The 22,831-nt window shown below is 35.6% G+C and carries 11 protein-coding genes; all 11 read left to right on the forward strand.

Annotation, left to right across the window (positions count from 1 at the left end; translation table 11 throughout):
• Positions 1-318: 318 nt before the first annotated feature.
• The 11 genes from AASI_RS02355 to hslU all read left to right on the forward strand — a co-directional run bounded on the left by AASI_RS02355 (position 319) and on the right by hslU (position 22,619).
• Positions 319-3,228: a PD-(D/E)XK nuclease family protein gene (locus AASI_RS02355; RefSeq protein WP_012472631.1), complete on the forward strand. Its 2,910-nt coding sequence runs from the start codon at positions 319-321 to the stop codon at positions 3,226-3,228.
• 349 nt (positions 3,229-3,577) lie between these two features.
• Complete coding sequence (locus AASI_RS07575; RefSeq protein ID WP_012472632.1) at positions 3,578-6,802, forward strand: type II toxin-antitoxin system YoeB family toxin; 3,225 nt, start codon at positions 3,578-3,580, stop codon at positions 6,800-6,802.
• Positions 6,803-7,194: 392 nt separating this feature from the next.
• Positions 7,195-8,535: a peptide MFS transporter gene (locus AASI_RS02370; protein WP_012472634.1), complete on the forward strand. Its 1,341-nt coding sequence runs from the start codon at positions 7,195-7,197 to the stop codon at positions 8,533-8,535.
• A gap of 109 nt (positions 8,536-8,644) precedes the next feature.
• Positions 8,645-9,253: a WbqC family protein gene (locus tag AASI_RS09295; RefSeq protein WP_052290793.1), complete on the forward strand. Its 609-nt coding sequence runs from the start codon at positions 8,645-8,647 to the stop codon at positions 9,251-9,253.
• 56 nt (positions 9,254-9,309) lie between these two features.
• Positions 9,310-11,838, forward strand: coding sequence for an ATP-dependent Clp protease ATP-binding subunit (locus tag AASI_RS02380; RefSeq protein ID WP_012472638.1), 2,529 nt, complete (start codon positions 9,310-9,312; stop codon positions 11,836-11,838).
• A 521-nt stretch (positions 11,839-12,359) separates the two neighbouring features.
• Positions 12,360-13,010 carry a 16S rRNA (guanine(527)-N(7))-methyltransferase RsmG gene (gene rsmG, locus AASI_RS02385; RefSeq protein WP_012472639.1) on the forward strand — a complete coding sequence of 217 codons (651 nt, stop codon included), beginning with the start codon at positions 12,360-12,362 and terminating at the stop codon, positions 13,008-13,010.
• A 172-nt stretch (positions 13,011-13,182) separates the two neighbouring features.
• Entirely contained in the window at positions 13,183-15,363 is a 2,181-nt protein-coding gene (locus AASI_RS02390; protein ID WP_012472640.1) for a MutS-related protein, read from the forward strand.
• Between the two features lie 289 nt (positions 15,364-15,652).
• Positions 15,653-17,161 carry a GH3 auxin-responsive promoter family protein gene (locus AASI_RS02395; protein ID WP_012472641.1) on the forward strand — a complete coding sequence of 503 codons (1,509 nt, stop codon included), beginning with the start codon at positions 15,653-15,655 and terminating at the stop codon, positions 17,159-17,161.
• Between the two features lie 98 nt (positions 17,162-17,259).
• Positions 17,260-18,576, forward strand: coding sequence for an RIP metalloprotease RseP (gene rseP, locus AASI_RS02400; RefSeq protein ID WP_012472642.1), 1,317 nt, complete (start codon positions 17,260-17,262; stop codon positions 18,574-18,576).
• Positions 18,577-18,702: 126 nt separating this feature from the next.
• On the forward strand, positions 18,703-21,186 hold the full coding sequence (gene lon / locus AASI_RS02405) for an endopeptidase La (RefSeq protein WP_012472643.1): 2,484 nt from the start codon (positions 18,703-18,705) through the stop codon (positions 21,184-21,186).
• A gap of 41 nt (positions 21,187-21,227) precedes the next feature.
• Positions 21,228-22,619 (forward strand): ATP-dependent protease ATPase subunit HslU, encoded by a 1,392-nt coding sequence (hslU, locus tag AASI_RS02410; protein WP_012472644.1) that lies wholly within the window; start codon positions 21,228-21,230, stop codon positions 22,617-22,619.
• Positions 22,620-22,831 lie beyond the last annotated feature (212 nt).

Raw genomic sequence — 22,831 nt, forward strand, 5'->3', positions numbered from 1 at the left:
GCTCGATTTAATAGTTGGGTAGTATTAGTGTAGGAACGCAAGCTCATGGATATATAAATAAGTGATTTATAATTATAGAATATAATAAAACTTAGTTGTATTCCTTCAACTAGCATCTCTTAAATTATATGTAGTGTTTAAGGAAAAGTTAGTTCTTATTGAAGTGCAAGAAATTGCTTGTATCTATATACATGAATGTATATCTAGCCATATTCTGAAAGTTGATTAGCGACGTTATATAAACTTATTACTAGCTAGTATACTTTGTAGGCCACTGTATATATTAGTGCAAAGTGTAAGATACATACAACTAACACCATGGATAATAGCTATCATTCCTTTTTAGAGGAGGTTACCGAAGATTTATTTCAGCAATATACAGTAGCAGATATAACTCGATCTATATTTATATTGCCTGGCCAAAAAGCAGTGGAGAGGTTTCAACAAGTTTTGTGCAATAAAATAGATAACCCTGCTTGGCTACCTCAAGTGCTAACTTTAGAACCATGGATAGAACAATGCAGTAAAATTACTATTGCTCCTAATTTAGATCTTCTTGTATTACTTTATCAGACCTTCCAACAATTTAAGGCTGCTGATGAGCCTTTTGAGCGTTTTTATGGATGGGGTAATATGCTGCTGCAAGATTTTGATATATTAGATAAGTGTTTGGTTGACCCTAATCAACTATTTGCCAATCTATATGAACAAAAAGCTATAACACTTACTTACGAGCATCTTTCTGAAGCACAAAAAGAAGCCATTCAATCTTTTTGGAAATCTTTTGAAAAACGGCTGTCTACGCAACAGCAGGATTTCCTGAAATTATGGGAAATATTACCACATATTTATAAAAGGTTTACAGCTGAGTTAATAAAAAAAGGTATAGGATATGCAGGGCTTTGCTATAGAGAGCTATACAATAACCTAACAAAAGAGCTACTTATTAACTATAAGCATTTCTTTTTTATAGGCTTCAATGCCTTACATCCTGTAGAAGAGAAAATTTTTGCTTGGTTGCACAGTAATATCTCTACCCAATTTTACTGGGATACAGATGCTTATTATATGAATGATAAAAACCAAGAAGCAGGATATTATTTAAGACATCATCAAACAAAACCCTATTTTCAAACAAGCTTTAAAAAGCCTTTTCCGGCTAGAATACAAAATAATTTTAAAAAGATAAACTTTTTTGAAGCCAATACTGCAGCAGAGCAAGTCGAGTTAGTAAGCAGCCAGCTACAGCAATTAATAAACCAAGAAGGAAATAGCTTTCAACCACACCAAGCAGTAATTGTTTTAGCGAACGAAGATTTATTTCTTCCTATGCTGCATGCACTACCAACTAATTTACAATCCGTTAATACTACGCTAGGTTATCCTATTACATATACAGCTAGTTATCAGCTTATTGAGCAGATACTAGCTTTGCAAATTACCACACAGCAGCCAACTTGTCCAGCTGGTTATTTTCCCACTCAGGCCATTATAGCTTTACTGAAACATACACCAATTAAGTATTGCAACCAAGCGCTAGCTAGCGAAACTATTCAATTATTAACCAATCATTATACAAGTTATACATCACAAAAAATATTATCAGAAGCTAGTGAATTGTACCAAGCAATCTTTCGACCGGCATCTTCAACTATAGATATTGCTCAGTATGTTATTGATGTTATGACGCTTGTAAAAGCACAGTTAGAAGCTCAAGAAGATTCATCGCTCGCGTTAGAAGAAGAAGCATTAGGTGAACTTATCAAACAGTTAAGCTATATACAAGTCATAATAACACCTCTGTATAAGGTATCTATAGAGCGTTTTATACAACTTTTCAGGCAGCTAATACGTTCACTTCAACTAACTTTTAAAGAGAAGACATCAGCAAAGGGTATTCAAATATTACGTATTTGGGAAACAGCTAACTTAGACTTTAAGTATGTTTTTATAGTGGGTATGAATGAAGGTAATTTGCCAGCTAGTACTGCACAAGGCTCCTTTATTCCTTATAACCTTAGAAAAGGATACGGACTACCCACCATGGATATTTTTCAGGCCACACTCGATGCTTATTATTTCTACCGGTTACTCCAACGAGCTCAGCAAGTATATATTACTTATAATACTCCTTCAAGTGCAACCAATCCAAAAGAAGTGAGTCGTTACCTATGGCAATTGCTATATGAAAGTAAGTTGCCAATAGAACAGCATTATATAAATACTGCTATCTATACACCCACTATTTGTCCTATTATCATTAAAAAAGATGATGGTGTCCTATTAAAGTTAGAAGAGTTTGTTGTTAAAAATGGACAAGAAAAACGTTCATTGACACCAGCTGCACTCAACACCTATTTAGGTTGTAGCTTGAGGTTTTATTTTCGTTATATTCTTCAACTACAAGTACCTCAACAATTGCTTATTGAAGATACAGACGCCATACGATTTGGTAGTTTGTTTCATAAGGTAATGGAAAAATTATATGCCCCATTGCAAATAGCTCGCAAAGGTAGCATGGTTCAAAAAAATGATTTAGAAAAGCTAAAAAGTCAATTACAGGCTATAATAGCAGAAGTATTTTCTAATGCTTTATATAGTAATCATATACTACAGTGGGGAGGTGAGCACCTGATAGAACAAGAGGTAATGCAAAAAGTAGTAAATAAGATATTAGAAATTGATAAAAAGCACACACCTTTTACGTTGGTAGGGATAGAAGTAGGAAAACAACAATCTTTAATGATTCACTTCAGGCTTACAAGCGATAAAGTAGTTGCTTTAAGTGGTATTATAGATAGAATAGACCAGAAACAAGATTCCATTCGTGTTATAGATTATAAAACAGGTGGTGATGAAAAATATGTCGAACAAATTAGTAATTTATTTGATAGAAGCACTGCCCAAAAGACAAAAGTAATATTCCAAACCTTTTTCTATGCTTGGCTATTTAAAAAGCACGCTAACAATAGTGCTTATAAGATAATGCCTGGTATTGTTAATACTAGGTCTGCCTTTAATACTAATTTTGATCCACGTCTCATGGTGAAACAAGTGGATACTAAAGATTATAGATATATAGAAGATATAACACCTTATCAAAGCGAATTTGAAACAGGCTTAGAATTGCTATTACAAGAAATATTAGACCCACAGATACCCTTTATACAAACTGAAGATCACTTTCAATGTGCAACGTGCCCTTATAAAAGAATATGTGAGCGTTAGTCAAATACTATATTGAAGATCTGACAATGGATACCATATGCAAAGGGAATTAAGATTGCTTGTATCTACACAACAATCTGCCTATATTTGTGCTCACTCCGAAAAGGGCTCTGTTTATACTAGTTAGAACGCTGTCAAAAAATCAAAAAATATCTATTTAAAAAAATATCTAAGTCTATAATAGAAAATTAACTAATCAAAAAGAGGATAATTGCTATAGTTAAAGTTCACTAATCAAGAATGCTGCCTATTATTAATTCTCGAATCATAATCATATAAGCATGGTTAATCGGTTGGTTTAATTCATCTAGATAGATAAGATCTTCATAATCAAACGCATAATTTAACTATGGAAAAGATAAAGAATCATTTTAAGCAAACGGTTGCTGGTATTGTATTAGTTAGTTTCTTACTAGCAAGTTGTACAGTAGACCACCCAGAAATCAATACAATAACGCCAACAGACAATAAGATATTTGAGGTGAAAGGAGGAACACGATCAACAAATCATCAGCTACAACTAAGTAACAAAGAAATTTTATGGTATGGTAATTCGGTAGCTGTAGAACAGGAACTAAAGGCCCATTTACAAAGCATAGCTGAAACTTCCTTACAAGCAGATATAGCCAAATATGATAACTCTAGTGGTACGTTGCAACAAGAATCGTTATCTATAGAATATCATAAATTAGGGCAGTTAGTAAACAGGCCATTAGGTTGGTCATCATATGAAGGACATCAGTTACGCAAATTATACTATTTGCCTAATGGTAATTTGTATGCTAAGGTTTATGATAGGGGAAATGCTAGCCTTGTGCAAAGGTTGCCTGTTTATGTAATGCGAGGAATTGACTTATTTATGCTAGCTGCATCAAAGGAAAGAGAACAACAGGTACACATAACACTTAACCGTGTAATAGATAAAAAATTGGCAACATACGGACGTGTATGGATAGGGCAAGCAGGGATGTTAGGAGGTGGCAAAGGAAAAAAGAAGAATAATAAAAAGTTAGCACCTTCACCTATGCAACAGTTAGAAGATGTAACAGGGGCTACCCTGGGAGCACAAAAAGAAAATAAAAGGCAAGAACTTGAAAAAGGTGAGCAAGGTACGTATGAACAACATAGGCCATTATCCATGTTGCCTCAGCCAAAGGAGCTATACCATTTAATTCCTGCAAACCCTTATTCTAAAATAAATAGCTTGGAAAAAGTAAAAGAAGATTTTAAAAAAGGATTCACGTTAAAGCTGCAGCCAAATTTTTATGACAATGCACATAACGTAGCAGAAGCTATACAACTTTTTGTGGATGCTGCTAAGTGTGGAAATAGCCTGGCCATGTATAATTTGGGAGAAATTTGCGAGCAACAGGGAAATATAGAATTAGCGAAACGGTGGTATGTTTTATCCTTTCAAAATACCTGGGTTGAGGGTACTGCAAAAGCTTATGCTTCTGCGTCACATACAAAAATAACAAATCTTATCAAGCAAGGGCATGTAGAGCTGAAAAAAGTCTTTTTACATCATGTTGATAATGTTACTACTTTAGTTGAAAAAATCATCCGGATCAAGGTAATTAGTTCATTTTATAAAAGTCGCCTGGCTGAACCTTACCTTAGCAAAGAAGAAAATGGGCTAAAAGTAAAGCGCTTAAGAAAATTGACAGAAGAGTTAGAACTAGCTTTAGATAGTTTACCTCAAGAGAAAATATATTTTAATATGGTCCGTCGGCTTTCAGCCCTAGGAGCCCGATATGTACAAGAGCAAAACTATAAGGCTGCTCAAGCCTGTTTTCTTAAATGCCAAAAGTTGCCAGACGCACTTTATAATTTAGGTTTGTTTTGTCAAAATGGATATACTAGCGCTGATGGTAAACCTGACTATCAAGCAGCCAAACAGTTTTATAAGCGATCTGGAACTGCAGAATCTTTTAGTAACCTAGGGGCTTTTTATATGGATGGTTTGCTGAATGGAAACCCTGACCTTCAAAAAGCTATAAAATATTCTGAAATGTCTGGCACACCGCAAGCTCTATGCAATATGGGAGTTATTTTCTCAAGACGGTATGTAGAAGTTCTTAGACAAGCTCCTGATTATAAACGGGCTAAAGTGTGCTTTGAACGTTCTGGCACGGGACATGCTCATGCGCACTTGGGCGATTTTTATTGCTATGGTTATATTACTAAACCTAATTATAAATTAGCAAAATATCATTATGACATGGCTGTAGAAAAAGGATATTCAGATGCTATAGGAGGCATGGGAGATCTTTATGCACTAGGATATTGTAGTTTAAATGGCAAGCCTAACTACCAGTTATTTGCAAATTCCATGTTAGAAGCTATTAGTACGCCGACAGCCTCTATACCTATTAAAAAACACTGCTCATATAACCTTGGAGTAGCTTATATGAACGGGTGGATAGGCATCAAAAAAAAGAAGCCAGATTATAGGCAAGCTAAGTACTATTGGGAGCAATCCGAACTACCTCAAGCATTTTACCATATTGCCACATTATATGAGAAAGCACATATCAAAGCTGGCGAAGGAAATACTAAATATCAAAAAGCATTGGAGTACTATAAGCGGTCAAGTCTTCCTAAAGCGAAGTTAGAGATTATCCGTTTGTATGATTCAAACTTAGTTATTACACAGTCTGAAGAAGAAAGGTTAGCAGCCCTCCAAAGTGCAATACAAGAAGTTCATGATTTGTTACCTACCTTGTCTGATAAGGATGCTTGTTATATAAGGGGTGTTTTAGCTTATTATTGTAAAGATTGGCAAGATGCATATACCTACTTAAACCAAGCTATTCTTTTAGGAACAGAAGAGGAAGAGGTAAAAGAGTTGGCCGAAACAGTAACAAGCTACTTAGAAAAAGAATCAGCATTATTAAGCATACAAAAAGAAGAGCAAATTTTTGAAAAAGATAGAAAAGATGTTACTATAGAAAATATACAGCCCTTAGAGAGCCACGTAGCAGCAACTGATGTCTTGCAGTTAGGAGATACAGAAACTAGTACATATATTATAGAAAAGGCAAGCACTAATACCACTTTTACTGAGGTTGAAACAGTACTTGAACAACAAAATGAAGGTTGTTACGTTGAATTAATAATGCCTGGTTTAAGTGTTCAAGAACAGGCACAGCAAAATATTCAACTATGCCAAAGAGTTACAAAAAGGGAAAGGAAAGAGCAAAAGCGAGTGCGTAGGGTAACTCGTATAAAGTTAGATTTTTTACGAATGAATGATCAACAATCAGAGATTATACAAGAAAACTCATTGCCTATTGTATTTAGATTTTTAGATCATAAGCAAGAGAAAGAATTTTTAGCATTCAAAGAAAAAGAAGAACATAAAAAGAGTGTTGAAAAGGTTTTAGAAGATATAAAAAGCCATAGTTGGGAGGCTGTAGGGCTTGGCAGACCAGAAGTTTTAAAACATGCTTACAAAGGTTATAGGGGCTGTATCTCTCGTCACCTAAACCATAAAGATAGGCTTGTTTATAAGGTAATAGGAAAAGGAGAAATTTTAATACTTTCTTGGCAAGGCCACTATGAAGATAAATAAGATACATGTAAAACGCTTCTATGCGACTTTTATCTATCATCTTCATATACCAGTTAGCATAAACTTTATCAAGCTCATTTCATATAAAGCAATTATCTTGGAAAGTATAAAGAGAATAGATATCAAGGAAGCAAGTATTGGTGGCTTAGAAATAAATCATAAGTCTTCTGTTATATAAATAATCTTGATAGGAAGTATTAAAAAGTGCTTGGCAAAGCAAGTATCTTTTAATACTGATTTGCACAATTTAAATTATAGCTTTATTTTGGCCCTTAATTTTTAAATTGAAATAGAAGCGCCCTTTTGAAATTCAAAACTTAACCAATAATTATTTAAAAATGCATAGTCGCTTTATGTGTTTTTTGAAGGGCCTTGATAATACACTATAATATATGGAACAACCCAGACATTTAACTAATACTAGTTTCTTAGGACATCCTAAAGGTTTATTTATATTATTCTTAACAGAAATGTGGGAAAGGTTTAGCTTCTATGGTATGCGAGCCATATTGGTGCTTTATTTAGTAGATCAAGCTAAGGGAGGTTTAGGATGGACAAATGCCAATGCTTTAAAGTTATATGGTATTTATGGAATGGCTGTTTATGTATTAGGAATTCCAGGGGGGCTTATTGCAGATCGATATATAGGACAAAAAGCTGCTGTATTATGGGGTGGAATGTTAGCTTGTATTGGCCACTTTCTATTAGCCGCGCAAAATGTTATGTTATTTATGATTGGTCTCTTTTTTATCGCTGCTGGTACAGGGCTTTTAAAGCCTAACATATCTACATTGGTGGGAAGTTTATACGCTATAGGAGATCAGAGAAGAGATGGTGGGTTTACGATATTTTATATGGGAATTAATATAGGAGCTATAGTTTCTTCCTTGGTAGTAGGTTATGTAGCACAAGTATATGGATGGCATTATGGATTTAGTATAGCTGGTGTTGGGATGTTATTCGGTATTCTTGTCTATTTATTAGGCCAAAAATATTTAATGGGTGTTGGTATAAGTTCAAGAGCTATGCTAGGGAACCAAGCTGCCCAAACAACTATTACAACTAATAAGGCACCTTTTACAAAAGAAGAGAAAGACCGTATATGGGCACTTGTACTATCTTTTATAGGTATATTTAGTTTTTTCATGGCTTTTGAACAGGCTGGGGGGTTAATGAATCTATATACAGATGAATACACGAATAGATATGTTTTTGGATGGGAAGTGCCTGCTAGTATGTTTCAATCTTTGAACCCAGCTTTTATACTTCTTTTGGGGCCTGTTATAGCTATTATTTGGAACAGGCTAGCCAAGCGATATAAACATATATCATCTTTCTATAAATTAGGTATTGGCAACATTGCTGTAGGCATAGGTTTTCTGTTTATGGTAGGGGCTGTTTTGCAAAGACAAACTCCAGGCATTGAAAAATCTTCATTGCACTGGCTTATTAATGCTTACCTATTTCATACGATTGGGGAGCTGTGCTTGTCGCCAGTATCGTTATCTTTTGTAACAAAGTTGGCACCGCAGCGTATTAGTGCATCTATTATGGGCGCTTATTTTGCTGCCATAGGCTTTTCTCAACTTCTAGCCGCATGGATAGGTGAAAAATCGGAGAGCCTCGGAGATTTAAGGACCTTCCAGCTTATCTTCTTCATTACGCTTATGGTAGGTTTACCTTTCATTATATTTAATAAAAAGCTTGCCACGTTAATCCATGGTGCTGAGTAATTATTTTCAATAAAATGTATAGGAAGCTAAATTATATTCATGGTTTAGCTTCCTATCTATATATGGTTAACTCTTGTATCCAAATACCTTACTCATAGATCTACAATTCTTGCCTTGTATAGAATATTTTACATGGCTGTTGTCCTATGATCATATAGAATTAGAAATCTATGGGAACTATCAAAAACAAACTTATGGTAATAGATGCTATATTCTTAGTTCTCAACAAATAGATAGGCTTACGGTACCTGTAATAGGTGGCAAGAAAAAAATACTCTATAAAGATATACAAATTGACTGCCAGCAAAAGTGGCCAATTTGTCACTGGCGGTCTATTAGTACTGACTATGGAAAAGCACCCTATTTTGAATATTTGTCAGGTTATTTCCATAAAATACTTTTCCAGCCGTATACGCACTTATACCAGCTTAATCTGGCTCTGCTAAAACTTTGCTTGGAATTATTGAACCTGAAAAAAAATATAAAAATAACTAGTGAGTATATTGCTAATCCACCTAGCTCTGTAGTAGATGCAAGAAATATTATAAGTCCCCAAATACCTTTTAGTTGCAGATCAAAGTACAAGCCGTGTTGTTATCAACAAGTATTTGGCACAATATTTAATGCTAATCTTAGTATTTTAGATCTACTGTTTTGCGAAGGCCCTAACGCATATAACATTATAAAAAATTCATGCATTTCGCCTGAGGAGCTATAGCGCTAATATAAAATTTAGTATATTTATAAGTAGGTCTTCTAATCAAATTTAATATTATGCCTATTAACTTAACCCACAAAGCCAAGGAAATTATTGCCTTGAGCAGAAAAGAAGCCTTAAAATTACATAGTAATTCTATTAGGCCACTTCATATCTTGCTAGGAATCTTGCAGTATGAATCCTGCTTGGCTTATAAAATTCTTTTTGCCCTTGGAATACCCATGGAAGAGCTTCGCATAGCATTAGAAAAATCTGAACAGCAAGAGCATGAGGAGGATATGATAGATAATGGACAGGTTAATGGTATAAAGCTTACCCATGAAATAGAAAGCTTGCTAAAACTCACCCAGCAATATGCTAAAGCACTAAAAAGTGAAGCAATAGGTACAGAACATATACTATTAGCAGCCCTTAAAAATGCTGATGTGCATACCAAGTATATACTTGATCAGTTTAATGTTACCTATGAAGCTATAGAACGTGTTATAGTTCATAGGTTAGGCCAGTACTATATAGTAGCACAAGAAATGGAAGAAAGTAGAGATGATGCTTCAGAAAATATGGATGATAGTGAAGATAGCACAACTAGCAAGCATAAAGATATAGAGAAAACTAGGACACCTATACTCGATAACTTTAGCAGAGATTTAAGTAAGCTAGCGGAAGAAGGAAAGCTTGATCCTATTATAGGTAGAAAAAAGGAAATAGAAAGGGTTGCACAGATTTTAAGTAGGCGTAGAAAGAATAACGCTTTGTTGATTGGAGAACCAGGCGTAGGAAAAACTGCTATTGCCGAGGGCTTAGCCTTGCAAATTATGCAAGGGAAAGTAGCAAAACCACTATTAGGTAAGCGGGTAGTAAGTTTAGATGTAGCGGCATTAGTGGCAGGAACTAAATACAGAGGCCAGTTTGAAGAACGCATTAAGGCTATCATGAATGAGCTTGTTAAATCAAAGCAAGTTATTCTGTTTATTGATGAGCTACATACTATTGTAGGTGCAGGTAGCGCGGCAGGTTCTTTAGATGCTGCCAATATTCTTAAGCCAGCTCTTGCACGAGGAGATATACAATGTATTGGAGCTACCACCCTTAGTGAATATAGACAGTATATAGAAAAAGATGGTGCCTTAACCCGCAGATTCCAATCTGTCAGAGTCGAGCCTACGACCATTGTAGAATCCATAGAAATTTTAAATAATCTAAAAGATACTTATGAGGAATATCATTCAGTTACCTATACGCCAGAAGTTATAAAAGCCTGTGTAGATTTAGCTGACCGTTATATAAGTAATCGTTTGCTGCCAGACAAGGCTATTGATGTGATGGATGAAGTAGGTGCTAGCGTACATATGCATAATATACAAGTGCCTAGTAAAATTGCTAAACTAGCGGACAACATAGAACTCATAAAAGCTAATAAAAATAAGGCTGTTAGAAATCAGAAATACGAGGAAGCAGCTCAGCTTAGAGACCAAGAAAAGAAGCTGTATGAAAAGTTCGAACTAGAAAAAACAAAGTGGGAGCAAGAGTTAAAGAGTAAAAGATATCCTATAACTACAGATGATGTAGCTGCTGTTATAGCTAGTACTACAGGCATTCCACTAGAAAGAATTGCACATCAAAAAGATATACACATAAGCACACTCAAGCAACAATTACAAGCTAGAATTGTAGGCCAGGATGTAGCCATAGATAAAGTTGTAAAAACTATACAAAGAACACATATAGGATTACAAGATCCCAATAAGCCGCTAGGCACATTTATGTTTTTAGGGCCTACTGGTGTAGGTAAAACCGAGCTGGCTAAAGCGTTAGCTGCTACACTATTCACTAATAAGGAGGCCCTCATCCGGATAGATATGAGCGAGTATATGGAAAAATTTAATGTGTCTAGGCTAATAGGTGCTCCTCCAGGCTATGTGGGTTATGAAGAAGGTGGCCAGCTAACCGAAAAGATTCGTAAAAACCCTTATAGTGTAGTGTTGCTAGATGAAATAGAAAAAGCACATCCAGACATATATAATGTGCTTTTACAAATGATGGATGATGGAGTACTTACCGATGGCTTAGGAAGAAGGATAGATTGTAGGCATGCCATTATTATTATGACTTCTAATGTAGGTGCTAGGGATTTGCAAAATGCAGGCATAGGATTTCAAGGTACAGGAGAAAATACAGAAGAAATTATGAAAGAGAAGGTTGAAAAGGCATTGCAGCGTACCTTTAGCCCTGAGTTTATTAATAGGTTAGATGATATAGTTATTTTCAGACCACTTACACCAACTGATATAGTTCAAATTGTAGATATACAATTACAAGAGCTTGTCAAAAGAGCAACTAAATTAGGATATCAGCTTGAAATAAAACCCAGTGCCAAAGCCTTTTTAGGAAAACAAGGATATGATGTTAAATATGGTATCCGGCCACTAAAACGTACCATACAACAGTATGTAGAGGATCCGATTACAGAACAAGTGCTACAAGGAAATGCACGTGCTGGGAGTACCATTGTGATAGAGCATAAAAAAGATGGTGATGCATTGAGTTTTAAAGTAAAAGTATCTAGGTCTTCTAAGAAAAGTTAAAATAATGGCATCAATCAGGTCTTACATATATAGGTAGTGTAAGCAATAAACTGCTATTAGCTTAGAGAATATCAATGGTGATTGCGAGCGAGCAGTATTGCAAAAAGTATTACCGCTTATCATATAGTTAGCTCCTAGCCTATATTAGATTGGTGTTGCGAGGTAACGCAGAAGCAATTCAGCAGTAATGGCTACAGTACATATTTTAAAGCATACCTAAATAATCCCGGCTGCTATGTGGCCATGCTATGTCAGAATTATCGTCACTGCCAGCGCTAGCGGGGCAGTTCAAAAAAGAGTATAACTACCATATTCTGTTACGCTGGGTAGCCACGGTCATTGCAAGGTGCAGCCGAAGCAATCTAGGAAATTACTATGAACCAATCTGTGAGCTACATGGTGGCAAACGATATAACTTTAAAATTGTAAGATGTATATAGAAATGAGTCTATATATGGCTTATCTTTGATAGAAATAAATATTATTAAGTTATTATCTTACAACATCTTAGTTACAAATACGTGTCTATACCAACAATATTCTGTCCTAGCGTAGAAATAATATTTGAGCATTTTGATAACCTAACTAGCCAACAAAAGGATCAGTTTAGGCAGCTAGGAACCATTTACCAAGAATGGAATGCATGCCTTAATCTTATATCTCGCAAAGATTTGCCCAATTTATATCTGCGGCACGTATTGCATGCTTTAAGCATAGCTAAGCTGGTACAGTTCAAGCCTGCTACCAAAATATTAGATGTAGGCACTGGCGGTGGGTTTCCGGGTGTTCCGTTAGCTATTTTATTTCCGCAAGTACACTTTCATTTAGTTGATTCCATAAATAAAAAGGTACATGCTGTACAAGCCATTGTACAAGCATTGGCATTAGACAATGTAACTATACAAACTGCGCGGGCAGAAAATTTAACTAATCAATATGAATTTATACTAGGTAGAGCTGTAACTAACTTAGAAACATTTTGTGGTTGGGTTAAGGGTAAAATAGCTGCTACTTCTACCAATAATATTACAAATGGTATCTTATACTTAAAGGGAAATGAGGTTGTACAAATCCATCAACCTTATCATAATTACCCAATTAGTCAATTCTTTAATGATCCCTTTTTCGAAACCAAACAACTTTTGCATATTCCCTTTCACGTATTACAGTAATAAGAACTTGTTGGTCCTATTAAAATATATTAATTTTATCGATTAACAGGCAAAAATAAGTGTATAAGTTAGCATCCACGGGATTAGCGAACATATGCATTAGGCACATATTGCTGTTTTGAGTGAGGACTACTAGAGCTACTATATATTTATATCATATACAAAAAGTACCATGCAACACTTCGACATATCTATAGTAAAAGGTGTAAATTTTCTTGGTAAGAAATATTTAATACTTCTATTAAGTGTTCTATTAAGCTATTGGAATATAACACTTGCTAATAAATCCAATACGAACAAAGAATCTAAGCTAGCAACTGCTGTTGCAGATCATTATATAAGATCTTTTGCTAGTCAAGCTGAAGAACAAAAAGAAACTATTGAAGCTGAAATAAAAAAAGATGCGCAGGCGCCTGCGCATCAGGCTCGTCCTGCCAGGTTGGATATAGCTACCATAAGAAAAGCAATTTTTAATAATATCTTAACAAGAAGTGATAAGTTATCTGCAGTACAGCAGCAAATGGAGCCTATTTTAAATGAGTATGCTTGGGCTGATCTTAAGCTTTTTTACGGCACTACTACGGACCCTAGCTATAATTTAATATCACGTATTAACAAAACTACTACTGTATTGGGCGAGGCTGCTTTAGCTACAATGCTGGTGACTCCTACTAGTGATATTCAATTGCTGCAAGAACGCCAATATATATTGAAAACTTTTTTAAATGATTTTTCCCAAGTAATAAAACTAAAGGATCAGCTACAGATTTACCAAGATGCTGAGCAAAGTATGATATCCTTTTGGACCACTGCAGATCCTCTATATACTAAAGAGTATATCAAATATATGGAAGATAAATTTTATGCCAAAGGTGAGGATGCATCCAATAAATCGGCTGCTTGGCTGGAATTTAAGAAACGCTTCTTTCGAGACTTTTTTGGTATTCAATTTCGGTTTATATATCCTATAGTAAAGCCGCTTATCGGTGAAATATTCTTTAAAGAAAAACTACTAGAACACCCTAAACTTAGAAAACTAGTATGGAAAGGTGCTATTCCTTATTATGGTGGCTGGTATAAGTTTCATTTTGTAGACAAGAGAAACAAGAAATTTGGCATGAAAACAGAAGGGTGGGATTATGTGGATCCTATATTGGGTGAAGTACTTTACACTTGGTCTGCCTATGCAGGCGTAAGTAATTATTTAGAATACTCCTCTGTGCTCCGTAACCTAGCTCAGCGTATGGCAGACGTACAGGCGTTTGTTATAACAGCGAACCAAGTGAGTAGAACCATAGCCGCTTCTCCAACACTAGAGGCGGTTTATGGACAACATCTAACAGCTATAAGGCAGTTGTTAGCTCAATCTAAAGAAAATACAGAACTTGGTAGACTTATCAAGTACCTACAAGAACTGCCTTTAAGTAACTGGTCTTACTTCTTTAACAATGCAGGTAAATTATTAGCAGGCCACAAGTTATTTATAGAGCATAAAGAATCCTTTTCTGATGCCATGTATGAAGTAGGTCTATTAGATGCACACCTATCTTTTGCTACACTTATGCAAGAAGCAAGTGAATACAATAATAAGCATAAGTATGTATTTGCTCAGTTCTTAGACCGTGAACAAAAAACAAAGCCTTATGTAAAAATTGATGAGATGTGGAATCCTTTTTTAGATTCCAAACAGGCAGTGGGCAATAGTATAGAAATGGATGCAGAAGCAGGAGGTATACGCAATATTATCCTTACAGGGCCTAATGCTGGTGGCAAATCTACCTTCTTAACAGGTATAACCAATACGCTATTACTGGCACATGTAATGGGTATAGGGCCTGCCAAAGATATTGTCATTACGCCTTTTAACAGGATTAATACATATATTGATATTGCTGATGATATAGCAGCTGGTAAATCCCTTTTCATGGCTGAAGTAGACCGTGCCCAAAAACATATCAAGCTACTTAAAAAACTGAAACCTAATGAGTTTAGTTTTACCATTTTTGATGAGCCGTTTAGTGGTACAAACCCGGTAGAAGGTGCAGCAGCTGAGTATAGTATTTTAGAGGCAATAGCTGAATATACCAACAGTTTAAATATGGTAGCTACACACTATCCTACTGTAATGCTATTGGAAGAAAGAGCTCATGATAAAGGTTTTGCTAACTATAAAGTATATATTACTCGCCAAGGTACAAACCGTAAGCTTAACTATACCTATAAAATTGTTCCTGGTAGGTCTACACAAGCCATTGCAATTGATATTTTAGAGGAGCAAGGATATGATTTAAAAATGTTAGAAAGGGCTAGAGAAATTATCGAACATCCAGAGCGATATCAAGCTAGCTTTTAGAGTAGTTTAAAGCATATATAGATTATAAAGAATACTAACATAAGCTTCTAATTGTGTTAGTATTCTTTGCTTTTATGCTAACATATTAACTACTTAGGAAAAGATGATTACACTATTAGCTTAAAGCTAATTAACTGACTACCGAGTGTCTCTGTAAACAATTTATCCTTACTCGGCTACATAGCACTTAATATAAAAATTAGAACTTGCTATATAATCAGTTTATGACGAATATCTTTATCTTGTTGGCTTTGTTAACTTCAAAAACTTTATAGCAAGCACCGTCTTTATGAATTTTAAATCACTACTAAGTAAGCCATTAGCCACGTGGGTAGTACGTAATCAAAAGCAATGCTTCAAAAATCCAGTACGTATCCAGCAGAATATTTTTCATAAGCTCATTCAGCAAGCTAAGCATACGCTGTTTGGGCGTGCCCATAACTTTAATTCTATTCGTACGCATGAAGATTTTAAGCAATATGTTCCTATTAGGGCCTATGAGGATTTTACAGGGTATATAGAGCAAATTAAAGGAGGGGAAAGCGACGTATTATGGCCTGGAAGTCCTATTTACTTTGCCAAAACGTCTGGAACTACAGGTGGAGACAAGCATATACCCATTACCAAAGAGTCTATCAAACATCATATTGTCAATGCTAGGAATGCCTTGCTATATTATGTTAATGAGACAAGCAAGACTGACTTTTTGAAAAGGAAAATGATTTTCTTATCTGGTAGCCCGCAGCTAACGACCGAAGCAAATATCCTTACTGGTAGGCTATCGGGCATTGTGAATCATCATGTGCCTTCCTATCTACGTGGTAGTCAGCTTCCTAGTTATGCTACTAACTGTATACCAGATTGGGAAACTAAGTTGGATAAAATTGTGGAGGAAACGTTACAGGCTCAAATGGGGCTTATATCTGGAATACCACCTTGGGTACAAATGTATTTTGATAAACTTACACAAGAAACAGGTAAGCATATTAGTGAAATATTTCCAGATTTTTCCTTATTGGTACATGGTGGGGTAAATTTTGAACCCTATCGTCATAAGCTTTTTGACTCAATAGGTAAAGCAGTAGATACTATAGAAACTTACCCTGCTTCTGAAGGGTTTATTGCTTTCCAAGATTCCCAACAGGAAAAAGGACTCTTGTTACAATTAGACAGTGGTATGTTTTTTGAGTTTATCCCTACTATCAGCTTAGCTTCTCCAACTCCCAAACGTTTATCTATAGAGGAAGTAGAATTGGGTGTTGATTATGCTCTTGTCTTATCTAGTAATGCAGGTTTATGGGCTTATATGCTAGGAGATACTATTAAATTCATTTCCTTAGAACCTCCTAGAATTGTGGTGACAGGGCGTGTAAAACATTTTATATCTGCTTTTGGAGAGCATGTAATCATAGAAGAGATAGAGAAGGCTATGCAATTTACACTAAATAAGTATCCACAAGTTAGGGTAACAGAGTTTACAGTAGCGCCCTGGGTGAGTAAGCAAGCTGGTGAGGATTCTTATCATGAATGGCTAATAGAATTTAGTTATCCTCCACAAAATATAACTACCTTTGCTTCTGAACTTAACCGACAAATGTGTTTGTTGAATAGTTATTACAAAGACTTGATAGAAGGCAATATTCTTAGTACTTTAAAAGTAACTTCACTACAATCAGGAGCTTTTAAAGAATATATGCGGCAAGTGGGCAAGCTAGGAGAACAGAATAAAATAGTCCGCGTAGCAAATGACAGAAAAATAGCAGATGCTGTTACTAAATACAAAATATCTGATTTGTAACAGGTTAGATTAGGAGCTAAACTACAACGTCTATAATTTAGCTTTATTCTAAAAGCAAGCTTATTATTTTGTAGAAGGAATATAAATAAAAATACATTATGCAAATATTAATTATGATCATCCAATTTGTTCTAGGTCTATCTATTATAGTAGGTATACATGAGCTGGGACATATGCTTTTTGCAAAACTATTTGGTATGCGTGTAGAATCATATACCATTGGATTTCCACCCAAAATTTTTCGCTTTAAATGGGGGGAAACAGAATATGGGATAGGAGCATTGCCTTTAGGAGGGTCTGTAAAAATTGCTGGCATGATAGATGAATCCTTAGATACTAACCATCTTAGCCAAGCTCCACAACCATGGGAGTTTAGATCTAAACCAGCTTGGCAAAGGCTATTAGTTATGCTAGGTGGTATTATCTTCAATACTGTTAGTGGCTTACTTATTTATATTTGTATCACGTTGGCGTTAGGAGACACGTATCTTTCCAAAGAAGAAGTCAACAAGCATGGTATTCTTCCTAATTCTACTGGAATGATGCTAGGTTTCCAAGAAGGTGATAAAATTGTCAATATTAATGGGAAAGATTTTACCAACTTTGCTGAAGTAATTTCACCTCGTACTTTACTAAAAACGAACGGCTATTATACCGTTGAAAGAAATGGACAAGAAGTACGAATTAATATTCCTAGCAACCTATTAGAAAAGTTGTCAGAAGAAAAAGCGTCTGTAGAATTTATAGTTCCTAGAGCACCTTTTGAAGTAAAAGGAATTCAGCCACATGGTGGAGCACAAAAGGCTGGTTTACGTCCAGGAGATCAAATTGTGGCAATAAATGGACAGCCCACACCTTATTTTAACCAGCTACAGGCAGCTTTGCTAGCAAATGCTGGTCATCAAGTAGACATTACTTATTTAAGAGATGGTAAGCTTCAAAAAACTGTTGCACCCATAAATGCTGCTGGTAAGTTAGGTTTCTGCTCCAGGCCTCTACTAAGATACGAGAAAAGAAAGTATAACCTGGGCCAGGCTATTGTTATAGGTAGTACAAGAGCTATAGAAGTAGTGAGAACTAATATAATTGCTTTAGGTAAGATCATAACTGGTAAGGTTTCTGCTTCTAAATCATTAAGTGGCCCTATTGGAATTGCACAAATATTTGGAACGCATTTTGACTGGGTACACTTCTGGAGCATTGTAGGGTTCTTATCAATCATACTTGCTTTTACCAATCTACTTCCCATCCCAGCCTTGGATGGTGGGCATGCTATATTCTTAAGCTATGAGCTTATAACAGGACGAAAGGTTCCTGACAAAGTATTAGAGAATGTACAAAAGGTTGGCTTAGTCATTCTACTTCTACTTATTGGTTATGGATTCTTTAATGATTTACGTAAGTTATTTTGGTAAGTTGGTAGCCTAATTTTAGATTGGCACATAATTTGTGGGGTGATTATATACTATATAATATAATTACTACTCCCCTAATACAATAGCCATACATATTCCAACACGTATGGAAATAGATGGATCAATATGTTTAAAAATATGACTTTGCTAGGAACTCTTATAGAACATTCAGACGGCTTACCACTGCTAGAAACCAATATGAAAAATATGCATAAAGATCATAATCAGGATGCATCATTAACCTTATTGGCTAGCAAGTATAATGTATTGTTCCCTGGTATATATATGCCCATGACCTTGGAGAATGCTTCTATTATACGGTTAGTCAAAAAAGTATATGAAACAGGAGGTATAATCGGTATTGTAGCACAAAAGAAAGAAGATGTTGAGGCAACTAGCGCTCAAGATATTTTTACAATTGGAACTACTGCCCGGATTTTAAAGCTTATTAACCTTCCGGATGAACGTGTTAGAATTCTTTTACAAGGAGAAGAAAAATTTCAGATAGAAGATGTAATAGCAGAAACTCCATATTTACTAGCTAGTATAAGCAGACTTAAAGATAAAACAAGTAATACACAGAGTAAGCATTTTAAAGCTGTAGTTAGCTCTATTAAAGAAACAGTTGCCAAGCTTATATCTTTACAGCCTGAATTTCCCACCGAAATTAAGCTACTGTTAGATAATATTAATGATTTCAATTTGCTTACATATTTTTTAGCTTCTGGCCTTGATACAGATATAAAAAGTAAACAAAAGCTTTTAGAAATTCATGATAGTAAAAAGAGAGGTACTGTATTGCTAAAATACCTGCTTAAAGATTTAGAGGTTTCTAAGCTAAGAAAAAAAATACAGGATAAAGTTCATACAGATATTGAACAACTTCAGCATGATTTTTACATACGGAGACAAATTAAAGTTTTACAAGAAGAATTAGGAGAAAATGAATTTGAAGATGAAATAGACGAGCTAAGGGCAGAAGGAGAAAAGAAGCAATGGCCTAAAGAAGTTGCTGACTATTTCTATAAAGCACTAGACAAAGCCGAGCGCCTTAGCCCTAATAGCGCTGACTATCCAGTACTTATCAGTCATGCCGAACTAATGCTGGAGCTACCTTGGTCTGTATATACTACAGATAATATGGACCTTAAGATGGCAAAAAAAGTATTAGATACCGAACATTATGGTCTTGAAAAGGTAAAAGAGCGATTGTTAGAATACTTAGCAGTTCGTAAGCTTACACAAAATATGAAAGGCCCTATCTTATGTCTCTATGGCCCTCCCGGTGTAGGTAAGACTTCTTTGGGAAAATCAATAGCTAAGGCTTTAAATAGGAAATATGTAAAGGTCTCTCTAGGAGGCTTACATGATGAAGCAGAAATTAGGGGGCATAGAAAAACCTATGTGGGTGCTATGCCCGGAAGAATTATAAAAGGAATACAGAATAGCGGTAGCTCCAATCCAGTATTTATGCTTGATGAGTTAGACAAAATTACAGATTTACGGGGCGATCCTGCAGCTGCTTTACTGGAAGTATTGGATCCTGAACAAAATCAGGCTTTTGTAGATACTTTTTTAGAGGTGCCATACGATCTTTCTAAAGTGCTTTTTATTGCTACTGCCAATCAACTAGATACTATACCGCCTGCTTTAAGAGACAGGCTAGAGATAATTGAGATCAATGGATATACGATAGAAGAAAAGCTCCAGATTGCTAAAAAATACTTATTTCCAAAACAACGGAAAGAAAATGGTCTTAAAGCAACTGACTTATCCATTCATGATACGGCCATTGTTAAAGTTATTGAAAGCTATACACGTGAGTCGGGTGTGCGTGAGCTGGATCGTAAGCTAGCCAGTCTGGTTAGAAAAGTAGGAAAAGCAATGGTGCTTGAGGAACCTTATCCTAAAAAAATACATAAGGAAGATGTAATTTCCTTGTTGGGCATAGAACTATTTGATCAAGAAATGTACCAGCAGACCCATTTGCCTGGGGTAGCTATAGGATTGGCTTGGACTCCTGTGGGTGGAGATATCCTCTTTATTGAGGCAATTCTTAGCGCTGGTAAGGGTAAGCTTACGCTATCAGGGCAGCTTGGTGATGTCATGAAAGAGTCAGCTATGACTGCTTTTACCTATCTCAAAGCAAATACAAACTTGTTAGGTATTCCAGATAAGGTGTTTGAAAGTTATGATTTGCATATCCATTTGCCTGCGGGTGCCGTACCCAAAGATGGGCCATCGGCTGGTATTACACTTTTTGCTGCTTTAGCTTCTTTATATACGCAACGAAAAGTAAAAGATAAAGTGGCTATGACCGGCGAAATAACCTTAAGAGGTAAAGTACTGCCAGTAGGAGGAATCAAAGAAAAAATATTGGCCGCCAAGCGGGCTGGTATAAAAGAGGTAATACTTAGTAAAGAAAATAAAAAAGATATACAGGAGATAAAACAAAAAGATATTCAAGATTTAAAATTTCATTATGTGGAATTTGTAGAAGAAGTAATACAATTGGCCTTGCAACCAAGCAAGGTAGAAGCTGCAAAGGACTGGAGTATTACTAAGAAAAGGAAACAGCAGCCTGGTATAGGGCACGTCAGTACACTTTAATAGATATAAAATTCAAACTAATGATATAACCAAAGACTAGTATGATACAAGAGCTTAGTTATTTAACTCCAAGAGAAATCGTAGCATCGCTCGATAAGTATATTGTTGGACAACAATCAGCGAAACGTAATGTGGCTATTGCATTAAGAAATAGGTGGCGTAGAATGCATGTGCAATCTGATATAAAAGCGGATATAACGCCCAACAATATATTAATGATAGGAGCTACTGGAGTAGGTAAAACCGAGATTGCTAGACGCTTAGCTCAAGTTGCGGATGCCCCTTTTGTAAAGGTAGAAGCTTCTAAATTTACTGAGGTAGGTTATGTAGGTAGAGATGTAGAGGGAATGGTAAGAGATTTGGTGGAACAAGCAGTAAGTATGGTAAAGGCAGCAAGAGAAGAAGAGGTTAGAGACAAAGCTACTCAGCAAGTGGAAGATATCATACTTGATGCTGTCATTCCACCTGTAAGTCGGATGACTGGAGAAGAAACTGTAGAAAATAATTTAAACTCGCTTGAAGAAAATGACTTTAATCTGAGCGAACAAACTAGAGAACGGTTTAGGCAAAAGATAAGGAATGGGGATCTAGACGAAAGGAAAATCGAAATTGCTATTAATTCTTCAAGTACTATGGGAATAAGTATGATAGGCGGAGGGATGATGGATGAATCTGCCTTGAGTAATCTGCAAGACATGATTAGTAATATGATACCTAAAAAGCCCAAAACTAGGAAGGTAACTATTGCTGAAGCAAAGCAGCTTCTGTTACCTGAAGAGATCAATAAACTGATAGATATGGACTCAGTGAAGGAAGAAGCTTTAGAAAAAGCAAAATATAATGGTATCATCTTTATTGATGAGATGGATAAGATAGCAGGTAGTTCGTATAGAGGCAGTGGGCCAGATGTAAGTAGGGAAGGTGTACAAAGAGACTTATTGCCTATTGTAGAAGGTAGTACCGTTAATACAAAATATGGTGTTATTACTACAGACCATATTTTATTTATAGCTGCTGGTGCCTTTCATATATCTAAACCTTCTGATCTAATTCCTGAATTACAAGGTAGATTCCCTATTCGTGTAGAATTAGATAGCCTCTCAAAAGAAGATTTTTGTTGTATATTAAAAGAACCTAAAAATGCACTTACTAAGCAATATGTAGCTCTTTTTGAAGCAGAGAACGTTAAACTTACTTTCGAAGAAAAAGCTATAGAAGAAATTGCAGAAAAAGCCTTTACGCTTAACCAACAGATGGAAAATATAGGTGCTAGGAGACTACATACGGTTATGAGTCATCTACTTAATGAGTATTTATTTGATGTGCCAGATAAGATAGAGGCTGAACAAGAAATAAAGATTACCAAAGAGCTAGTGAATGAGAAACTGTCAGAACTAGTAAAAAACAAGAATTTAAACGAGTATATTTTATAATAGACTTCTTCTGGAACCTTAAAAGAGTTAAAATTAGACAGCTTTATCCTTGATTGAGTGGTAGGTTTCAGAAGAAGTTTAACCTATATCTTCCTTGCCTCAATCAACTAGCAGATATAAATGTAGGTGAGCTATAGCAACTTAATTAACAACAAGAAAACATGCGGCCATGAGTTAGAGTAGCCTTTCTCATGGTCGCATATTAGTTTTTT

The organism is Candidatus Amoebophilus asiaticus 5a2, from assembly GCF_000020565.1.
Lineage (GTDB): Bacteria > Bacteroidota > Bacteroidia > Cytophagales > Amoebophilaceae > Amoebophilus > Amoebophilus asiaticus.